The organism is Stenotrophomonas sp. STEN087, assembly GCF_056759115.1.
In genome coordinates this window covers 17,019-34,426 of record NZ_JBRRCR010000042.1, presented here as the reverse complement: position 1 = coordinate 34,426, position 17,408 = coordinate 17,019, and the positions used below count along the sequence as shown (strand labels likewise).

Genomic DNA, 17,408 nt, shown 5'->3' with positions numbered 1-17,408 from the left:
GGTGGGGGGGGTTTGGGCGGGGCCCTCAGTGGGCGCCTTTTCCGGGCTGGGCGGGCCCTCGCCCGGCGAGGTTACCCGCCCTGCGCCTGCAGCCACTCGCGGAAGCGGCGGGCGGGTTCGCGTTCGGCGCGCGAGCGCAGCCGCGTCAGCCAGTAGCGGCCCAGTTCCAGCGTGGTCGCGAACGGCTGCAGCAGGCGGCCTTCGGCCAGTTCCTGCTCGAACATGCGCAGCGGCAGCAGGGCGACGCCGGCGCCACCGGCCGCGGCCATCGCCACGGTCAGCGACGAATCGAACACCGGCCCACGCGCTTCTACGCCGCTCACTCCGGCCGTCTGCAGCCAGCGCGGCCACTCATCGCTGCGGTAGGAGCGCAGCAGCGGCACCGTTCCCAGGTCGCGCGGCTGCTTCAGCCGTCGCGCCAGCGCCGGTGCACACAACGGCGCGAACGGCGCATCGAGGATCGCCGTACAGGCCTGGCCCTGCCAGTCGCCGTCGCCGAAGCGGATCGCCAGGTCCAGGCCCTCGCCAGCCAAATCGATGCGGTTGTTGTGGGTCTGCAGGCGCAGCTCGATATCCGGGTGCGCCGCTTCAAAGGCCGCCAGCCGCGGCAGCAGCCAACCGGTGGCGAAGGTGCCGACCACGCCCAGAGTCAGCACTTCGCGCGCCGGGCCACCGGTGTAGCGGGCGATGCTGGCCGAGATGCGCTCGAAGGACTCATTGAGCACCGGGAACAGCGCCGCGCCCTCGTCGGTCAGGGCCACCCCGCGCGGCAGTCGGTGGAACAGGCGGATGCCCAGCCGGTCTTCCAGACCGCGGATCTGGTGGCTGAGCGCGGCCTGGCTGACGCACAGCTCCAGGGCCGCGCGGGTGAAGTTCTGGTGCCGGGCGGCAGCCTCGAAGGCGCGCAGGGCGTTGAGCGGCAGGGTAGGGTGCAGCATGGCCAGGGGTGAGGCGGGGTGATGGCTGATCCTAGCGCGACCGGTCACGACTTCGCCATGGCGCGGGTTTTCTAGCGACAGGCATGAATGAAATTCATGCCTGTCCCTGAAAATTCCCGCTGGTGGCAGCGGTAGCAGACTCCCAATAATCGGGTCTCGTCTACCGGAGCCCGCCCATGCACGCCCGCCGTCGATTCCTGCAGTTCAGTGGTGCCGCCCTCGCATCCTCCCTGCTTGCGCCCGCATTGGCGCGGGCCGCCGGCCCCGCGCCAGGTGCGCCTGCCGCGATTGCCAGCGCCGCCGATTTCGCCGCGCTGGAAAAGGCCAGTGGTGGCCGCCTGGGCGTGACCGTGCTCGACACCGGCAGCGGCCGTCGCATCGGCGGGCATCGCCAGGACGAGCGCTTCCCGATGTGCAGCACGTTCAAGTCGATGCTGGTGGCCCATGTGCTGAGCCTGGCCGACGCCGGCCGCGTCTCGCTGGACACCCGCGTGCCGATCGCCGAAAAAGACCTGCTGTCCTACGCCCCGGTGGCCCGCCGCCACGTCGGCAAGGACCTGAGCGTGCGCGACCTGTGCCGCGGCACGCTGACCACCAGCGACAACACCGCTGCCAACCTGCTGCTGGGCGTGAATGGTGGCCCGTCGGCGCTGACCGCCTTCCTGCGCGCGCAGGGTGACACGGTCACCCGCAACGACCGTTACGAGCCGGACATGAACCGGTTCGCCAAGGGTGATCCGCGCGATACCACCAGCCCCGCGGCGATGGCGACCAGCCTGGCCCGCTTCGCAGTGGGGGATGGTCTGTCGGAAAAATCCCGGCTGCAGCTCGCCGACTGGCTGATCGACAACCAGACCGGCGATGCCTGCCTGCGTGCCGGCCTCGGCAAACGCTGGCGGGTGGGTGACAAGACCGGCAGCAATGGCGAGGACACCCGCAACGACATCGCCGTGCTGTGGCCGCGTGCCGGCGGTAAGCCATGGGTGGTGACGGCGTATCTGCAGGGGGCCTCGGTGGACGAAGACCAGCGTGCGGCGGTGCTGGCGCGGGTCGGTGCGCTGGCCGACGCGATGATTGCCTGAGACGCGCGCGGCAGGGCGCTGCGGTTTGCGCCTGCCGGGCATGGCCGTTAGGGTTGGGGCATGAATGTACGTGCCCCTCTGCTTTCCGTTGCCGCGCTGTGCAGCCTGGCCGCCTGTTCGCAGCAGCCGCCTGCGATCAACCACGACCTGTCCACGGCCCCGGCCGATGCGTTCATGGCGGCCATCGCCGCCCACTGCGGTCAGGCCTACGCCGGCAAGGTGGTGGAAGACACCCCGGCACCGACCGGCGAGGATCCCTTCGCCGGCAAGCGCCTGGTGATGCATGTGCGTGGCTGCGCCGAACCGGGGCATGAACTGCGCATTCCGTTCCATGTCGGCGATGACCATTCGCGGACCTGGATCGTTACCCGCACCGAGAACGGGCTGAAGCTCAAGCACGACCACCGCCATGCCGATGGCAGCCCGGATGCGATCACCCTGTATGGCGGCGACAGCAAGCCGCCGGGCACCGCCGAGCGCCAGCAGTTCCCGGCCGATGGCGAATCGGTGGCGATGTTCCGCCGCGCCGACATGCTGGCCTCGACCCACAACACCTGGGCAATGGAGATCGAACCGGACCAGCGCTTCGTCTATGAGCTGACCCGGCCGGAGGGGCGCCGCTTCCGCGTCGAATTCGACCTCAGCACGCCGGTGCCGCTGCCGCCGGCCCCGTGGGGCGACCAGGCTCCGCCGGCGCCCTGACCGGCACGCGGGGTTGGATCCCTTGCCGCAGGCAAGGGCTCTGACCCCTTCCCAGGCATCCGACCCTTCCCGCGGCCCTGACCCGCACGGGGTCGGATCCCTTGCCGCAGGCAAGGGCTCTGACCCCTCCCAGGCATCAAGCGACAGGGTCAGAGCCCTGGCCGTTGGCCAGGGATCCGACCCTTCCCTCAACGGGTCCCGAAGCGCGCCCGGCAGCCGTTGCTCACCCACACCTGCCCACGCGAATAGCCCCAGCTGCGGCCTTCCTGACAGGCGCTGCCGGACAGCTGCTGCTGCAGCACCGGGCGGCCCTGGCGCTCATCCCAGTCGCAGTTCTGGGTGCGATTGTTGTTGCTGCTGCAGGTGATGGAGTAGTTGCTGTTGCCGCCGCCCCAGTTGCCGCCATTGCCGCCGCCCCAGCCGCCACGCGATTCGGCGAACTCGCCGCGGCAGCCGCGGTTGACCCAGATGCTGCCGCGCCGCACGCCCCAGGTCTGGCCCTCCACGCAGGCCGAGCCGGAAATCTGCCGGACCAGGGTCGCGCCGCGCCAGTTGGTCGGGCAGGTGCGCTCGCGGTTGTCCTGGCTCTCGCAGCGGATGGTGCCGCCGCTGCGAGAGCCCCAGTTGCCGCCATTGCCACCGCCCCAGCCGCCGCGGCCCTCGACGAACTCGGCCCGGCAGCCATTGCTGACCCAGATGCTGCCGTTGCGGCTGCCCCAGGTGCGGCCCTCCACGCAGGACGAGCCGGACAGCTGGCGCACCATCTGCGCGCTGCGCCAGCCGGTGTTGCAGACCCGCTCGCGGTTGTTCTGGCTCTCGCAGCGGACGACGCCGTTCTGCGCAGCGGCGGGGGCGACGGGCAGGGCGAAGCCGGCAAGGCCGCCCACGGACAAGGTCAGGGCCAGGCTGGCCAGGGACAGCGGTTTCATGGCGAATCCCCATACGGTGTGTGGTGCGCGACTATAAGGACGGGGCGGATAAAGCCCGTGTGACTGTCCGCATTTGCCCCGGCCGGGGCCTCGGCCGCAGAATACGGGGCTTTCCGGTCCCCGTCGGGCGCCGGCGTTCTCCAGCGGAGCTTTCCCCCCATGCGTACCCACTTCTGCGGCCTGGTCGATGAGACCCTGATTGGCCAGACTGTCACCCTCGCCGGCTGGACCGACGTGGCCCGTAACCAGGGCGGCGTCTGCTTCATCGATCTCCGCGATCATGAAGGCATCGTGCAGGTGACCGTCGAGGTCGACAACGCCGAAGTGTTCGCCGTGGCCGCCTCGCTGGGCTATGAAGACGTGCTGCAGGTCGAAGGCGTGGTGCGCGCCCGCCACGCGGTGAACGACAAGATCGCCACCGGCAAGGTGGAAGTGATCGCCACCGCCATCACCGTGCTGAACAAGGCTGCGCCGCTGCCGTTCCACGCGCACGAGAACCCGGGCGAAGACACCCGCCTGAAGTACCGCTACCTGGACCTGCGCCGCCCTGAAATGCAGCGCATGCAGCGCACCCGCATCAAGCTGGTGCAGGCCCTGCGCCGCCACCTGGACGAGCGCGGCTTCCAGGACATTGAAACCCCGATCCTGACCAAGGCCACCCCGGAAGGCGCGCGCGACTTCCTGGTGCCGGCGCGCATGCACCCGGGCGAGTTCTACGCCTTGCCGCAGAGCCCGCAGCTGTTCAAGCAGATCCTGATGGTGGCCGGCTTCGACCGTTACTACCAGATCGCGCGCTGCTTCCGCGACGAGGCCCTGCGTGCCGACCGCCAGCTGGAATTCACCCAGCTGGACATGGAATTCGCCTTCGTCCGCGAGCAGGACGTGCAGGACTTCGTCGAGTCGATGATCCGCGCCATCTTCAAGGAAGTGGTCGACGTCGAGCTGGCCGCCACCTTCCCGCGCATGACCTGGGCCGAGGCGATGCGTCGCTACGGTTCGGACAAGCCGGACCTGCGCATCGCGCTGGAACTGGTGGACGTGGCCGAGCTGGTCAAGGACAGCGAGTTCGCCGTGTTCACCGGCCCGGCCAATGACGCCGAAGGCCGCGTGGCCGCGCTGCGCATCCCGGGTGGCGCCACCCTGTCGCGCAAGCAGATCGACGAATACGCCGCGCACGCCGCCAAGTACGGCGCCAAGGGCCTGGCCTACATCAAGATCGCCGACAACGGCGAAGTCAGCTCGCCGATCCAGAAGTTCTTCAGCGAAGCATCGTTCGCCGCGCTGGTCGCCCACGTCGGCGCCGGCAACGGCGACATCGTGTTCTTCGGTGCCGGTGGCTACAACAAGGTGTCCGACTTCATGGGCGCCCTGCGCCTGAAGGCCGGCAAGGACTTCGGCCTGGTCGCCGACGGATGGGCCCCGCTGTGGGTCACCGACTTCCCGATGTTCGAATGGGACGAGGAAGACCAGCGCTACGTCGCCCTGCATCACCCCTTCACCGCGCCGGCCGTGGACGACATCGCCGACCTGCGCGCCAACGCCCGTACCGCCGTGTCGCGCGGCTACGACATGGTGCTCAACGGCAATGAAATCGGCGGCGGCTCGATCCGTATCCACCGCCCGGACATGCAGAGCGCGGTGTTCGAGCTGCTGGGCATCGGTGCCGAAGAGGCCCGTGCCAAGTTCGGCTTCCTGCTCGACGCGTTGAACTACGGCGCACCGCCGCACGGCGGCATCGCCTTCGGCATCGACCGCATCGCCGCCCTGATGGCCGGCACCGAGTCGATCCGCGACGTCATCCCGTTCCCGAAGACCACCGGTGCGCAGGACCTGATGACCCATGCGCCGTCGCCGATCGTCGATACGCAGCTGGCCGAAGTGCACATCCAGGTTCGCCCCAAGACCAACTGATCAGGAGATCCAGGCAATGACCGAGTTTGCGTTTTCGCTGGAGTGGGAAAAGCTGGGCAATGAAGGCTCCGAGGCCAACCTGGTCACCGAGCGTGCACGCGTCTTCGGTGGTTGGCTGGTCCGTGTCGGAAACAACCCGGCGGCGATGGCCCTGACCTTCGTCGCCGACGGCGAAGGCCGTTGGGACGGTGAAGACTTCGGCGTCGAGGATTACGAGGACGACGAAGAGGAAGAGTTCGACGAGGACGAGGAAGAAGAAGGCGAGGACGAGGACGAAGAGGAATACGAGGAAGAGGACGAGGAAGAAGAGGACGAAACCGAGTCGTCGGAACGGGCTTGACCCCGACCGTCGCCCTGGCGTCCACTCGACCCATGTATTCCATCCGCCGCGCCACCGTGGACGACGCGCCGACCCTGTCGGCGCTGGCTGCCCGCACGTTCACCGAGACCTTCGGCCATCTGTACCCGCCGCAGCACCTGCAGGACTTCCTCGAGGAGTCCTATACGGTGGAACGGCAGCGCACGATCCTGGCCCACCCCGATTACGCGGTGTGGCTGCTGGAGCTGGACGGGGAGGCGGTCGGCCATGCCGCCGCCGGCCCCTGCGGGCTGCCGCACCCGGACGTGAAGCCCGGTGACGGTGAGCTCAAGCGCCTGTACCTGATCAAGACCCAGCAGAGTTGTGGCTGGGGCAGCCGCCTGCTGGAAACCGCACTGGCCTGGCTGGAACAGGACGGCCCGCGCACCCTGTGGCTGGGGGTGTGGTCGGAAAACTTCGGCGCCCAGCGCTTCTATGCCCGCTACGGCTTCGAGAAAGCCGGCGAGTACCTGTTCCCGGTCGGCGAAACCAACGACCTGGAATTCATCCTGCGCCGGGTTCCGCGTCCGGCGTGAGATGTTCACCGGCGCTTGCCGGTCGATTCTGTTCAATCACCGTACGTCCCGCCCCGCCGAACGCCAGGCTGTAACGCATGACTCCCCCCGTACTGCTGCTGCACGGCATCTGGAACGCCCGCGCCTGGGTCGGGCCACTGGCCTGGCGCCTGCGCGCCCGTGGTTTCCAGGTGCATACCTTCGGTTACCCCTCCATCTTCGGTGGCCCCGATGTGGCCGTGCCGCAGCTGCTGGAGCGGCTGGCCGACGCCGGCCCGCTGTCGCTGGTCGGCCACAGCCTGGGCGGCCTGCTGGCGCTGGAGGCCCTGCGCCGCCAGCCGCAGCTGGACGTGCAGCGCGTGGTCTGCCTGGGCTCGCCGCTGCGCGGCAGCGGCACGGCGCGCTCGCTGTCCGACCATGGCTGGGGCCTGGCCCTGGGGCGCAGCAGCGAACTGCTTCTCGATGGCCTGCCCGACTGGCAGGGCAGGGCGAAGGTCGGCCTGATCGCCGGCTCGGTGCCGCACGGGCTGGGCAGCCTGCTGGGGGCGCTGGATGACGTATCCGACGGCACCGTGGCCCTGGCCGAGACCCAGCTCCCGGGCCTGGCCGACCACTGCGTGGTGCGCACCAGCCACAGCGGCCTGGTGGTATCGCCCGATGCCGCGCGGCAGACCGCGCATTTCCTGCGCCACGGCCAGTTCGACCACAGCCGCGACGCCGCGGCGGCGTAATGCGATCCGCCGGGCATGGCCCGGCGCTACCGTGGGGCATCGTTCCCGGCGGCATCTGCCCGCCCTAGACACGGTTGCCGCCGCCGATCAGGTAGAATCCGCGCCTTGATCCTGAAGCAGCCAGACGGTAACACCCATGGGAAGAGGTCCCTCGATCGAAAACCGCAAAAACGCGTCTGACGCGAAGCGCGGCAAGATTTTCACCAAGATCATCCGCGAGATCGGCGTTGCCGCGCGCGGCGGTGGAGGCGACCCCAACAACAACCCGCGCCTGCGCGTTGCCATGGACAAGGGTCTGAGCGTGAACATGTCCAAGGACGTGATCGAACGCGCCATCAAGAAGGCCACCGGTGAACTGGAAGGCGTCGATTACGAGGAAATCCGCTACGAGGGCTACGCCCCGGGCGGCGTCGCCGTCATCGTCGACTGCCTGACCGACAACCGCGTGCGTACCGTGGCCGATGTCCGCCACGCGTTCAGCAAGTGCGGCGGCAACATGGGCACCGAAGGCTCGGTCGCCTTCATGTTCAAGCGCCTGGGCGTGCTGCATTTCGCCGCCGGTGCCGATGAAGAAGCGATCACCGAAGCGGCCATCGAGGCCGGCGCCGACGACATCGTGGTCTACCCGGAAGACGGCGCGATCGACGTGGTCACCAGCCCGGACGCGTTCAACGCGGTCAAGGACGGAATGGCCGCGGCCGGCCATGTCGCCGACCACGCCGAGATCACCTTCCGCGCGGACAACGACATCAAGGTCGAGGGCGACGTCGCCCTGCAGGTCAAGAAGCTGCTGGACATGCTGGAAGATCTGGACGACGTGCAGGACGTGTACTCCAACGCCGAACTCGGCGCCGACGCCTACGCCTGAGCCGTCCCAGACGGTCTGGGCGCGGGCCGTTGAACGGTCACCGCGGACAGTCATGAGCCCATACGCCTGCCAGCGTTTCCCGTTCCACCCGGCCAGGAGTGCCGCATGACCCGCATCCTCGGCATCGACCCCGGTTCCCAGCGGACCGGGGTCGGCATCATTGATGTCGACGCCGCCGGCAAGGTCAGCCACGTGCATCACCAGCCGCTGGTGCTGCTGGGCGCCGACGATTTCCCCCAGCGCATGAAGCTGCTGGTGCTGGGCCTGGCCGATCTGTGCCAGACGTACCAGCCGGACGAAGTGGCCATTGAAAAGGTCTTCATGGCCCGCAACCCCGATTCGGCTCTGAAGCTGGGCCAGGCCCGTGGCGCGGCCATCTCGGCGGTGGTCCTGCGCGACCTGCCGGTGCACGAATACGCCGCCAGCGAGATCAAGCTGGCCGTGGTCGGCCGCGGTGGCGCCGAAAAGCAACAGGTTCAACACATGGTCGGGCTCATGCTCAACCTGAAAACCAAGCTGCAGGCCGACGCGGCCGACGCGTTGGCGGTGGCAATCACCCATGCCCACGTAAGGGCGACGGCCAACCGCCTGGGGCTCAGTGCCCGCCAGGCCTGGGGCCGCAAATGAGGAGCTGCACGCAATGATCGGTCGACTGCGCGGCATCGTCGCCTACAAGGCACCGCCGTGGCTGGTGGTGGACGTGAACGGGGTGGGCTACGAACTGGAGGCGCCGATGAGCACCTTCTACGACCTGCCCGAACTCGGCCGCGAGGTCACCCTGTACACCCATTACTCGCAGAAGGAAGACAGCGTCTCGCTGTACGGCTTCCTGCGCGAGGGCGAGCGCCGCCTGTTCCGCGACGTGCAGAAGGTCAGTGGCATCGGCGCGAAGATCGCGCTGGCCGTGCTGTCCGGCGTCACCGTCGAGGAATTCGCGCGCATGGTCCAGGCCGGTGACATCACCGCACTGACCCGCATCCCGGGCATCGGCAAGAAGACCGCCGAGCGCATGGTGCTGGAGCTGCGCGACCGCGCCGCCCAGTTCGGTGCCGGCGGCGCACTGCCCACCGGCAGCGGCCCGGCCCCGGCCGATCCGCTGTCCGACGCCACCGTGGCCCTGCAGCAGCTGGGCTACAAGCCGACCGAAGCGGCGCGCATGGCCCGCGAAGCCTTCAATGAAGGCGACGAAGTGGCCACCGTCATCCGCAAGGCCCTGCAGTCGGCGCTGCGCTGAAGCGCGCGCTGGTCTTTTCCCATTCCCCCATCGCCTGAGCTTCGCCAGGAGTCCCATGTCCAGCAGTCAAACCCCGCACGCAGCCGCCCCCGGCGGCCATGGTCACGCCCCCCCGGCCGGGGGATTGGCGCTGATCATCGGTGCGATCGGCGTGGTCTTCGGCGATATCGGTACCAGCCCGCTGTACACCCTGAAAGAGGCGTTCTCGCCGCACTACGGGCTCAACAGCGACCACGACACCGTGCTGGGCGTGCTGTCGCTGGCGTTCTGGGCGCTCAACATCGTGGTCACCCTGAAGTACGTGACCATCATCATGCGCGCCGACAATGACGGCGAGGGCGGCATCATGGCGCTGATGGCGCTGACCCAGCGCACCCTGCGCAACGGGTCGCGCTCGGCGTACGTGGTCGGCATCCTCGGTATCTTCGGTGCCTCGCTGTTCTTCGGCGATGGTGTGATCACCCCGGCGATTTCCGTGCTCGGCGCGGTGGAAGGCCTGGAGGTGGCGGCCCCGGGCCTGCATGCCTTCATCGTGCCCATCACGGTCGTGGTGCTGCTGGCTGTGTTCGCGGTGCAGCGCTTTGGTACCGAGAAGATCGGCAAGCTGTTCGGGCCGATCACCTCGATCTGGTTCATTTCGCTGGCCGCCATCGGCATCTACAACATCGTCGATTCACCGGAAGTGCTGAAGGCCTTCAACCCGTGGTGGGCCATCCGCTTCTTCATGGACCACAGCTGGCACGGCATCTTCATCCTCGGCGCGGTGGTACTGGCGGTGACCGGTGGCGAAGCGCTGTACGCCGACATGGGCCACTTCGGCGCCAAGCCCATCCGTCATGCGTGGTATTTCTTCGTGCTGCCATGCCTGGTGCTGAACTACCTGGGGCAGGGCGCGCTGGTGCTCAACCATCCGGAGGCGGTGAAGAACCCGTTCTTCGAGGCCGTGCCGGACTGGGCGCTGTACCCGATGATCATCCTGGCCACCATGGCCGCGGTCATCGCCTCGCAGTCGGTCATCACCGGTGCGTTCTCGGTGTCGCGCCAGGCGATGCAGCTGGGCTACATCCCGCGCATGCGCATCAAGCACACCTCGCACGACACCATCGGCCAGATCTACATCCCCGGCATCAACTGGGGCATCGCGGTGATGGTCATCGGCCTGGTGCTGGCGTTCCGCAGCTCGTCCAACCTGGCCGTGGCCTACGGCATCTCGGTGTCGGCCACCATGCTCATCGACACCCTGCTGCTGGCCCTGGTGGCCCGCTCGCTGTGGCCGAAGGCACGCAACTGGATCCTGCCGCTGTGCGTGGTGTTCTTCATCATCGACCTGGGCTTCGTCATCGCCAACGGCGCCAAGCTGCTGCAGGGCGCGTGGTTCCCGGTGGTGCTGGGCATCTTCCTGTTCACCATGATGCGCACCTGGCGCCGTGGCCGCGAGCTGCTGCGCGATGAGATCCGCAAGGACGGCATCCGCATCGACACCTTCCTGCCGGGCCTGATGCTGGCGCCGCCGGTGCGCGTGCCGGGCACCGCGGTGTTCCTCACCGCCGACCCGACCGTGGCCCCGCATGCGCTGATGCACAACCTCAAGCACAACAAGGTGCTGCACGAGCGCAACGTGTTCCTGCACGTGGAAACCCTGCCCATTCCCTATGCGGTGGAAGGGCAGCGGCTGAAGATCGAATCGGTGGGCGACGAGTTCTACCGGGTCTACGTCCGCTTTGGTTTCATGGAGACCCCGGACGTGCCGCTGGCGCTGATGCGTTCGTGCGACCACGGCGGCATCTATTTCGACCCGATGGACACCACGTTCTTCGCCAGCCGCGAAACCATCGTCGCCACCGCCAACCGCGGCATGCCGATCTGGCGCGACAAGCTGTTCGCGCTGATGCATCGCAACGCCGCCCCGGCGACGGGCTTCTTCCGCATCCCGGGCAATCGCCTGGTAGAACTGGGTGCCCAGGTCGAGATTTAATCTCCACCTGCGCTACGTCCCACGATTTGCTGCGCAAACCGCGGGCCCCGCGCGCATTCCACCTTATCCCCCCGCCTGTCGGCGCGCCCCCTTGAAACGCAGGCGCCTTTGGCGCCGGCGTTCCGCGCATTCCACCTTATCCCCCCGCCTGTCGGCGCGCCCCCTTGAACAACAAGGGGGCTCTCTACTTGCGGAGGCGGCGCGCGCCTGAAACCGGACCCACCCCGCCATTCCCCAGGAAGCCCGCTTCGGCTGTTGCTCTGGATGTTGCCGTTGCCTCTGCGGGTGCCGGGCGCAGCCCGGCCGAAACCCGTACTTTTGCCGCATAATCAGCACATGACCGACGATCGCATCATCGGCGCCGGCGCCACCCGCGAGGATGACGCCGCCGACGCCAGCATCCGACCCAAGCGCCTGGCCGATTACCTCGGCCAGGCGCCGGTGCGCGAGCAGCTGGAAATCTACATCGAAGCGGCCAAGGCCCGTGGCGACGCGCTCGACCACGTGCTGATCTTCGGCCCACCGGGCCTCGGCAAGACCACCCTCAGCCATGTCATCGCCAACGAACTGGGCGTGGCGCTGCGGGTGACCTCCGGCCCGGTCATCGAAAAGGCCGGCGACCTCGCCGCGCTGCTGACCAACCTGCAGCCGCACGACGTGCTCTTCATCGATGAAATCCACCGCCTGTCGCCGGTGGTCGAGGAAGTGCTGTACCCGGCAATGGAAGATTTCCAGATCGACATCATGATCGGCGAGGGCCCCGCGGCCCGCTCGATCAAGATCGACCTGCCGCCGTTCACCCTGATCGGCGCCACCACGCGTGCCGGCCTGCTGACCGCGCCGCTGCGCGACCGCTTCGGCATCGTCCAGCGCCTGGAGTTCTACAGCGTCGAGGAATTGACCCGCATCGTGCGCCGTTCGGCGGCCATCCTGGCCATCGACTGCACGGCCGACGGGGCAGGGGAGATCGCCCGTCGCGCGCGTGGCACCCCGCGTATCGCCAACCGACTGCTGCGCCGCGTGCGCGACTACGCCCAGGTCAAGGCCGGTGGCCACATCGACGAAGCCGTCGCCCAGGCCGCCATGAAGATGCTCAAGGTCGACCCGGAAGGCTTCGACGAGCTCGATCGGCGCCTGCTGAAGACCATGGTCGACTACTTCGACGGCGGCCCGGTGGGCATCGAGTCGCTGGCCGCGGCCCTGTCCGAAGAGCGCGGCACCCTGGAGGACGTGGTCGAACCCTACCTGATCCAGCAGGGCTTCCTGGTGCGCACCGCGCGCGGCCGCATGGCCACCCACAAGGCCTACCGGCACATGGGATTGAAGCCGAAGAACCCGCCGCAGGACCTGTTTGCGGAGGTTCCCGATGTCGGTTGAGCCCCGATTCAGTTGGCCGACACGCATTTACTGGGAAGATACGGACGCTGGCGGGGTGGTCTACCACGCCCGCTACGTGGCCTTCATGGAACGGGCCCGGACCGAATGGATGCGCGCGCTGGGCTACGGCCAGGAGCGCATGCGCAGCGAGCACGGCATGGTGTTCGCGGTGCGTTCGATGCAGATGGACTTCATCAAGCCGGCCCGGCTGGATGACGCCCTGCAGGTGAGCGCCACCCTGGTCCAGCTGAAGAAGGCCAGCATGGTCTTCGACCAGCGGGTCGAGCGCGACGGCGAGCTTCTGCTGTCGGCCCAGGTCCGCATCGCCGCACTGGACGCGGCCAGTTTCCGCCCGCGTGGCATGGACGAACCCGTCCTTGCCGCGCTGCAACCCTACCTCCACCCCGAATCCGAACTTTGAGGAACAACGGATGATCGCAACGCTCCTGGCCCTGCAGGCCACGGTCACCGAGGCACTGCCGGCCGATGTCAGCAACGCCGCGACCCAGACCCTTGCCCAGGCCACCACCGGCGGCGGCATCAACTACCTCGAACTGATGGCCAAGGCCAGCCTGCCGGTGAAGCTCATCGTGCTGCTGCTGCTGATCGGCTCGTTCGTCAGCTGGGTGATCATTTTCCGCAAGGCCCGCGTGTTCAAGCAGGCCACCCGCGAAGCCGACGAGTTCGAGAACCGCTTCTGGTCCGGCGCCGACCTGGGCAAGCTGTACAGCTCGGCCACCGACCGCAGCCGCAATGTCGGCGGCCTGGAAGCCATCTTCGAATCCGGTTTCCGCGAGTACAGCCGCCTGCGCGACAAGCGTCGCCTGGACGGCCGCGCGCAGCTGGAAGGTGCCCAGCGCGCCATGCGCACCACCTACACCCGTGAAGTGGACCAGCTCGAGCGCAACCTCGAACTGCTGGCCAACATCGGCTCCACCGCCCCGTACGTGGGCCTGGTCGGCACCGTGTTCGGCATCATGGTGACCATGCACGACATGATCAGCAGCGGTGCCCAGGCCGGCATCGCAGCCGTCGCCCCGGGTATCTCCGAAGCGCTGTTCGCCACCGCCATCGGCCTGTTCGTGGCGATTCCGGCTGTGTGGGCCTACAACCGCTTCACCACCCGCGTGGAACGCATGTCGGTGCGGTTCGAAACCTTCGCCGAAGAGTTCAGCTCCATCCTGCAGCGCCAGAGCGCTGGCGACGAGTAAGCGACTGACCCGGGAGTCCAAGCCATGTCCGCTGCCATCGGTCGCCGCAAGCGCCGCAAGCTGAAATCGGAAATCAACGTCGTTCCCTACATCGACGTCATGCTGGTGCTGTTGATCATCTTCATGGTCACCGCGCCGCTGCTTACCCTGAGCTTCGATGTCGACCTGCCGCAGTCCAACGCCAAGGCGCTGGAAAGCAAGCAGGACCCGGTGGTCGTCTCGGTCCGCCAGGACGGCCAGCTGAGCCTGAAGCTGCCCGACGCCAAGGAGCCGACCGCGGTCAGCGCCGAGGAGCTGCTGGGCCGCCTGTCCGGCATCGCTGCACAGGACAAGGACGTGCGCGTGATCGTCGCCGCCGACCGTGCCGTGGCCTATGAAAAGGTCGTCGACGCGATGGATGTCATCAAGCGCGCCAAGATCGAAAAGGTAGGCCTGGCCACCGATGCACGCTGACACCCTGCCACCGCCGCACAAGCAGGAACCGGGCTGGGGCCTGCCCCTGGCGCTGGCCGTGCTGGTGCACGTGCTGGTCGCGCTGGTCTTCATCGTGGCCTGGCTGTGGTCGCCGGAGCGCAACACCGAAGCCGCCGCCGGTGACCCGTCGGTCGAGGCCAGCCTGGCGCTGTCCTCGTCCGAGGCCGCCGCCGCACGCCAGGCCCTGCGCCAGTCGGAAAAGCTGGAAGACCTGCCCGAACCGGTCGCCGAGCCGGTGCCCGTGCCCGTGCCCGAAGACACCATCCCGCCGCCGCAGCCGATCGAGGAGCCGCGCCCGCAGGACGCACCCACGCCGCAGCAGCAACAGGCGCAGGAGCGTGTTGCGCAGCCGGATACCAAGGACCAGGAAGCCGCCAATGCCCTGGCCATCTCGCAGGAGAAGGCCAAGCAGGAGCAGGAAGCCAAGCGCCGCCAGGAACAGATCGACCTGACCGAACGCAAGCGCCAGGAAGAAGCCGAGCAGAAGGCGCGCCTGGCCAAGCAGCAGGAAGAGGACGCCAAGAAGAAGATCGCTGACCAGCAGAAGGTGGCGGCCGACAAGGCCGAGGCCGAGCGGCAGAAGAAGATCGCCGACATCCGGGCCAAGCGCGAGCAGGCCGAGAAGGAAGCCAAGCTGGCCGAGCAGAAGCTGCGCCAGGTGGCCGCCGCCCGCAACGCCACAGGCGCGACCCCGGCCGGCAGCACCGGTGCGGCCCAGCCGGCCAACGGCGGTGGCGGTACCAGCGATGATCTTTCGGCGAAGTACGCTGCGGCGCTGGTGAACAAGATCCGTGGCTCGTGGACGCGTCCGGACAGCGTGCCGATCGGCCAGCGCTGCCAGATCACCATCACCCAGATTCCGGGTGGCCAGGTGCTGCAGGCCAAGGTGGGCGCCAACTGCCCCTACGACGAGGCCGGCAAGCGCTCGATCGAGGCCGCGGTGCTCAATGCGCAGCCGCTGCCGTATCGCGGTTTTGAATCGGTGTTCGCGCGTACGCTCAACCTGACATTTACGCCGCAGGACTGATCGCGGCGCTTCGGACAGCCCCGTCCGCGTTACGCGGCGGGGTGCTGAAGTTAACAGTGCGTGAGAGCGCACCCTGGCACTGACCCGGAATTCACGTACCCTTGGTTCATGATTGCGAAGCGGTTCACCTGCCGTTTGCTATCCCTCGTACCGGTTTCCCCCTACTGAGCGCTCCATGAAGAAGATGCCTCGCTGGCTTGCCGTGTTTGCGGCCCTGTTGCTGCCCTTCGCTGCCTTCGCGCAGCAGAGGAGCCTTGACCTTGAAATCATCGGCGGCAATGCCTCCGCGCTGCCGATTACCATCGTGCCGATGCCCTACCAGGGTTCGGCGGGCGCCCCGCAGACCGATGTGGCCGGCGTCGTCCGCGCCGACCTGGAGCGTTCGGGCCAGTTCCGCACGCTGCCCGAAGCGCAGATCGTGGAAAAGCCGACCCGTGGCGGCGAGATCCAGTTCCCGACCTGGCGCGCACTGAAGCAGAACTACATCGTCGTCGGCCGCGTCATCGACGCCGGTGCCGGCGCCTACCGCGTCGAGTACGAACTGTTCGACGTGCCCAAGGGCGAGCGCCTGCTGGGCCTGGCCATGACCGCACGCGGCAACGCCATGCGCGACGTGGCCCACCAGATGGCCGATGCCATCTACGAGAAGATCACCGGTGTGCGCGGCGCCTTCTGGACCCGCATCGCCTATGTCACCGCCAGCGGCAAGGGCGATGCCATGCGCTACGCGCTGATGGTCGCCGACTCGGATGGCTACAACCCGCAGACCATCGTCCGCTCGGCCGAGCCGCTGCTGTCGCCGTCGTGGAGCCCGGATGGCGGCAAGCTCGCCTACGTCAGCTTCGAGCGTGGCAACTCGGCCATCTACATCCAGAACATCTCCACCGGCGCCCGTGAGCTGGTCACCAGCTTCCGCGGCATCAACAGCGCCCCGGCCTTCTCGCCGGACGGCCGCAAGCTGGCCCTGACCCTGTCGCGCTCGGGCAACCCCGAAATCTACGTGATGGACCTGGGCAGCAAGCAGCTGACCCAGCTGACCAACCACTTCGCCATCGACACCGAGCCGACCTGGGCCCCGGACGGCAGCGCGGTGTACTTCACCTCCGACCGCGGCGGCCGTCCGCAGGTCTACAAGGTGGGCGCGGGCGGCGGCAGCGCCGAGCGCGTGACCTTCCAGGGCAACTACAACGCCAAGCCTTCGGTGTCCTATGACGGCAAGAAGATCGCCGTGGCACAGGGCTCGGGCAACAGCTACAAGATCGCGGTGATGGACAGCTCGCTGGGCTCCCCGCGCTGGAACACCCTGTCGGTCGGCTCGCTGGACGAGTCGCCGAGCTTCGCCCCGAACGCGAGCATGGTGCTGTACGCCGCACGCGAAGGTGGCCGTGGTGTGCTGTATGCCGTGTCGGCCGATGGGCGCGTCCGCCAGCGCCTGGTGCTGGCCGATGGTGACGTGCGCGAACCGTCTTGGTCGCCATACCGTACCCAGCGCTAAAAGAGTGTTAATATTTTCGCTGTATTGACCCCTCATCGGCCTAGGAGCCACAAAGGTATCGCCATGAACAAGTCCACCCGCGTTCTGCTTGTTTCCCTGCTGTCTGTGGCCGTCCTGGCCGGTTGCTCGAAGAAGGTGAAGGAAGAGCCGGCAGCCCCGGTCGACACCGGTTCGACCACCGCTCCGACCGCTCCGGCCACCTCCGGCCTGTACGGCCCGGGTGACCTGGACACCGACGCTTGCCTGCGCCAGCGCGTTGTCTACTTCGACCTGGACAAGGAAGAAGTGAAGCCGGAATTCCAGGCCATCATGGCTTGCCACGCCAAGTACCTGCGTGACCGTCCGTCCTCGCGCATCACCCTGCAGGGCCACACCGACGAGCGCGGTTCGCGCGCGTACAACCAGGCCCTGGGCGAGCGTCGTGGCAACGGCGTCAACTCGGCCCTGCAGGCCAACGGTGGCTCGGCTTCGCAGCTGACCGTCGTGTCCTACGGTGAAGAGCGTCCGGTCTGCACCGAGTCGAACGAGTCCTGCTGGTCGCAGAACCGTCGCGTCGAAATCGTCTACACCGCGCAGTAATC

19 protein-coding genes are annotated in these 17,408 nt (G+C 67.8%); 17 read left to right on the top strand and 2 right to left on the bottom strand.

The window, feature by feature from the left end:
- Positions 1 to 71: 71 nt before the first annotated feature.
- Entirely contained in the window at positions 72 to 938 is an 867-nt protein-coding gene (ampR, locus tag ACVOK1_RS12550; protein WP_108769739.1) for a LysR family transcriptional regulator AmpR, read from the bottom strand.
- A 176-nt stretch (positions 939 to 1,114) separates the two neighbouring features.
- Between ampR and blaL2 the strand changes: the two genes are divergently transcribed.
- Together blaL2 and ACVOK1_RS12540 are read left to right on the top strand one after the other, a co-directional pair.
- Positions 1,115 to 2,020, top strand: coding sequence for a L2 family extended-spectrum class A beta-lactamase (gene blaL2, locus ACVOK1_RS12545; protein WP_481562253.1), 906 nt, complete (start codon positions 1,115 to 1,117; stop codon positions 2,018 to 2,020).
- Between the two features lie 60 nt (positions 2,021 to 2,080).
- The gene (locus tag ACVOK1_RS12540; protein WP_481562252.1) at positions 2,081 to 2,722 is read left to right on the top strand and encodes a hypothetical protein; all 642 of its coding nucleotides are present in this window, start codon (positions 2,081 to 2,083) and stop codon (positions 2,720 to 2,722) included.
- A gap of 188 nt (positions 2,723 to 2,910) precedes the next feature.
- Here the strand turns inward: ACVOK1_RS12540 and ACVOK1_RS12535 are convergent, their stop codons facing one another.
- Positions 2,911 to 3,651, bottom strand: coding sequence for a DUF3011 domain-containing protein (locus tag ACVOK1_RS12535; RefSeq protein ID WP_481562251.1), 741 nt, complete (start codon positions 3,649 to 3,651; stop codon positions 2,911 to 2,913).
- Positions 3,652 to 3,810: 159 nt separating this feature from the next.
- Between ACVOK1_RS12535 and aspS the strand changes: the two genes are divergently transcribed.
- The 15 genes from aspS (at position 3,811) to pal (ending at position 17,406) form a co-directional block, all read left to right on the top strand.
- Entirely contained in the window at positions 3,811 to 5,562 is a 1,752-nt protein-coding gene (aspS, locus tag ACVOK1_RS12530) for an aspartate--tRNA ligase (protein WP_481562250.1), read from the top strand.
- 16 nt (positions 5,563 to 5,578) lie between these two features.
- The gene (locus ACVOK1_RS12525; protein ID WP_108769733.1) at positions 5,579 to 5,902 is read left to right on the top strand and encodes a DNA primase; all 324 of its coding nucleotides are present in this window, start codon (positions 5,579 to 5,581) and stop codon (positions 5,900 to 5,902) included.
- 32 nt (positions 5,903 to 5,934) lie between these two features.
- Positions 5,935 to 6,456, top strand: a complete 522-nt coding sequence (locus ACVOK1_RS12520; protein ID WP_079222903.1) for a GNAT family N-acetyltransferase — start codon at positions 5,935 to 5,937, stop codon at positions 6,454 to 6,456.
- 77 nt (positions 6,457 to 6,533) lie between these two features.
- On the top strand, positions 6,534 to 7,166 hold the full coding sequence (locus tag ACVOK1_RS12515; protein WP_108769731.1) for an esterase/lipase family protein: 633 nt from the start codon (positions 6,534 to 6,536) through the stop codon (positions 7,164 to 7,166).
- Between the two features lie 136 nt (positions 7,167 to 7,302).
- The gene (locus ACVOK1_RS12510; RefSeq protein WP_108769730.1) at positions 7,303 to 8,034 is read left to right on the top strand and encodes a YebC/PmpR family DNA-binding transcriptional regulator; all 732 of its coding nucleotides are present in this window, start codon (positions 7,303 to 7,305) and stop codon (positions 8,032 to 8,034) included.
- A 105-nt stretch (positions 8,035 to 8,139) separates the two neighbouring features.
- Positions 8,140 to 8,661, top strand: coding sequence for a crossover junction endodeoxyribonuclease RuvC (ruvC, locus tag ACVOK1_RS12505; protein WP_108769729.1), 522 nt, complete (start codon positions 8,140 to 8,142; stop codon positions 8,659 to 8,661).
- A gap of 13 nt (positions 8,662 to 8,674) precedes the next feature.
- Complete coding sequence (gene ruvA, locus ACVOK1_RS12500; protein WP_025874676.1) at positions 8,675 to 9,268, top strand: Holliday junction branch migration protein RuvA; 594 nt, start codon at positions 8,675 to 8,677, stop codon at positions 9,266 to 9,268.
- Between the two features lie 55 nt (positions 9,269 to 9,323).
- Positions 9,324 to 11,243 (top strand): potassium transporter Kup, encoded by a 1,920-nt coding sequence (locus ACVOK1_RS12495; RefSeq protein WP_164074481.1) that lies wholly within the window; start codon positions 9,324 to 9,326, stop codon positions 11,241 to 11,243.
- 336 nt (positions 11,244 to 11,579) lie between these two features.
- Positions 11,580 to 12,620, top strand: coding sequence for a Holliday junction branch migration DNA helicase RuvB (gene ruvB / locus ACVOK1_RS12490; protein WP_075676470.1), 1,041 nt, complete (start codon positions 11,580 to 11,582; stop codon positions 12,618 to 12,620).
- Positions 12,610 to 13,041, top strand: coding sequence for a tol-pal system-associated acyl-CoA thioesterase (gene ybgC, locus ACVOK1_RS12485; RefSeq protein WP_079222897.1), 432 nt, complete (start codon positions 12,610 to 12,612; stop codon positions 13,039 to 13,041). The genes ruvB and ybgC overlap by 11 nt, the downstream gene beginning before the upstream one ends.
- 10 nt (positions 13,042 to 13,051) lie before the next feature.
- Complete coding sequence (gene tolQ, locus ACVOK1_RS12480) at positions 13,052 to 13,831, top strand: protein TolQ (RefSeq protein ID WP_108769727.1); 780 nt, start codon at positions 13,052 to 13,054, stop codon at positions 13,829 to 13,831.
- Between the two features lie 24 nt (positions 13,832 to 13,855).
- Positions 13,856 to 14,284: a protein TolR gene (tolR, locus tag ACVOK1_RS12475; protein WP_164075520.1), complete on the top strand. Its 429-nt coding sequence runs from the start codon at positions 13,856 to 13,858 to the stop codon at positions 14,282 to 14,284.
- Positions 14,274 to 15,332, top strand: a complete 1,059-nt coding sequence (gene tolA, locus ACVOK1_RS12470; protein ID WP_481562249.1) for a cell envelope integrity protein TolA — start codon at positions 14,274 to 14,276, stop codon at positions 15,330 to 15,332. Before tolR ends, tolA begins: the two co-directional genes overlap by 11 nt.
- 175 nt (positions 15,333 to 15,507) lie before the next feature.
- Positions 15,508 to 16,827: a Tol-Pal system beta propeller repeat protein TolB gene (gene tolB / locus ACVOK1_RS12465; RefSeq protein ID WP_200751231.1), complete on the top strand. Its 1,320-nt coding sequence runs from the start codon at positions 15,508 to 15,510 to the stop codon at positions 16,825 to 16,827.
- 63 nt (positions 16,828 to 16,890) lie between these two features.
- On the top strand, positions 16,891 to 17,406 hold the full coding sequence (gene pal / locus ACVOK1_RS12460; protein ID WP_108769723.1) for a peptidoglycan-associated lipoprotein Pal: 516 nt from the start codon (positions 16,891 to 16,893) through the stop codon (positions 17,404 to 17,406).
- Positions 17,407 to 17,408 lie beyond the last annotated feature (2 nt).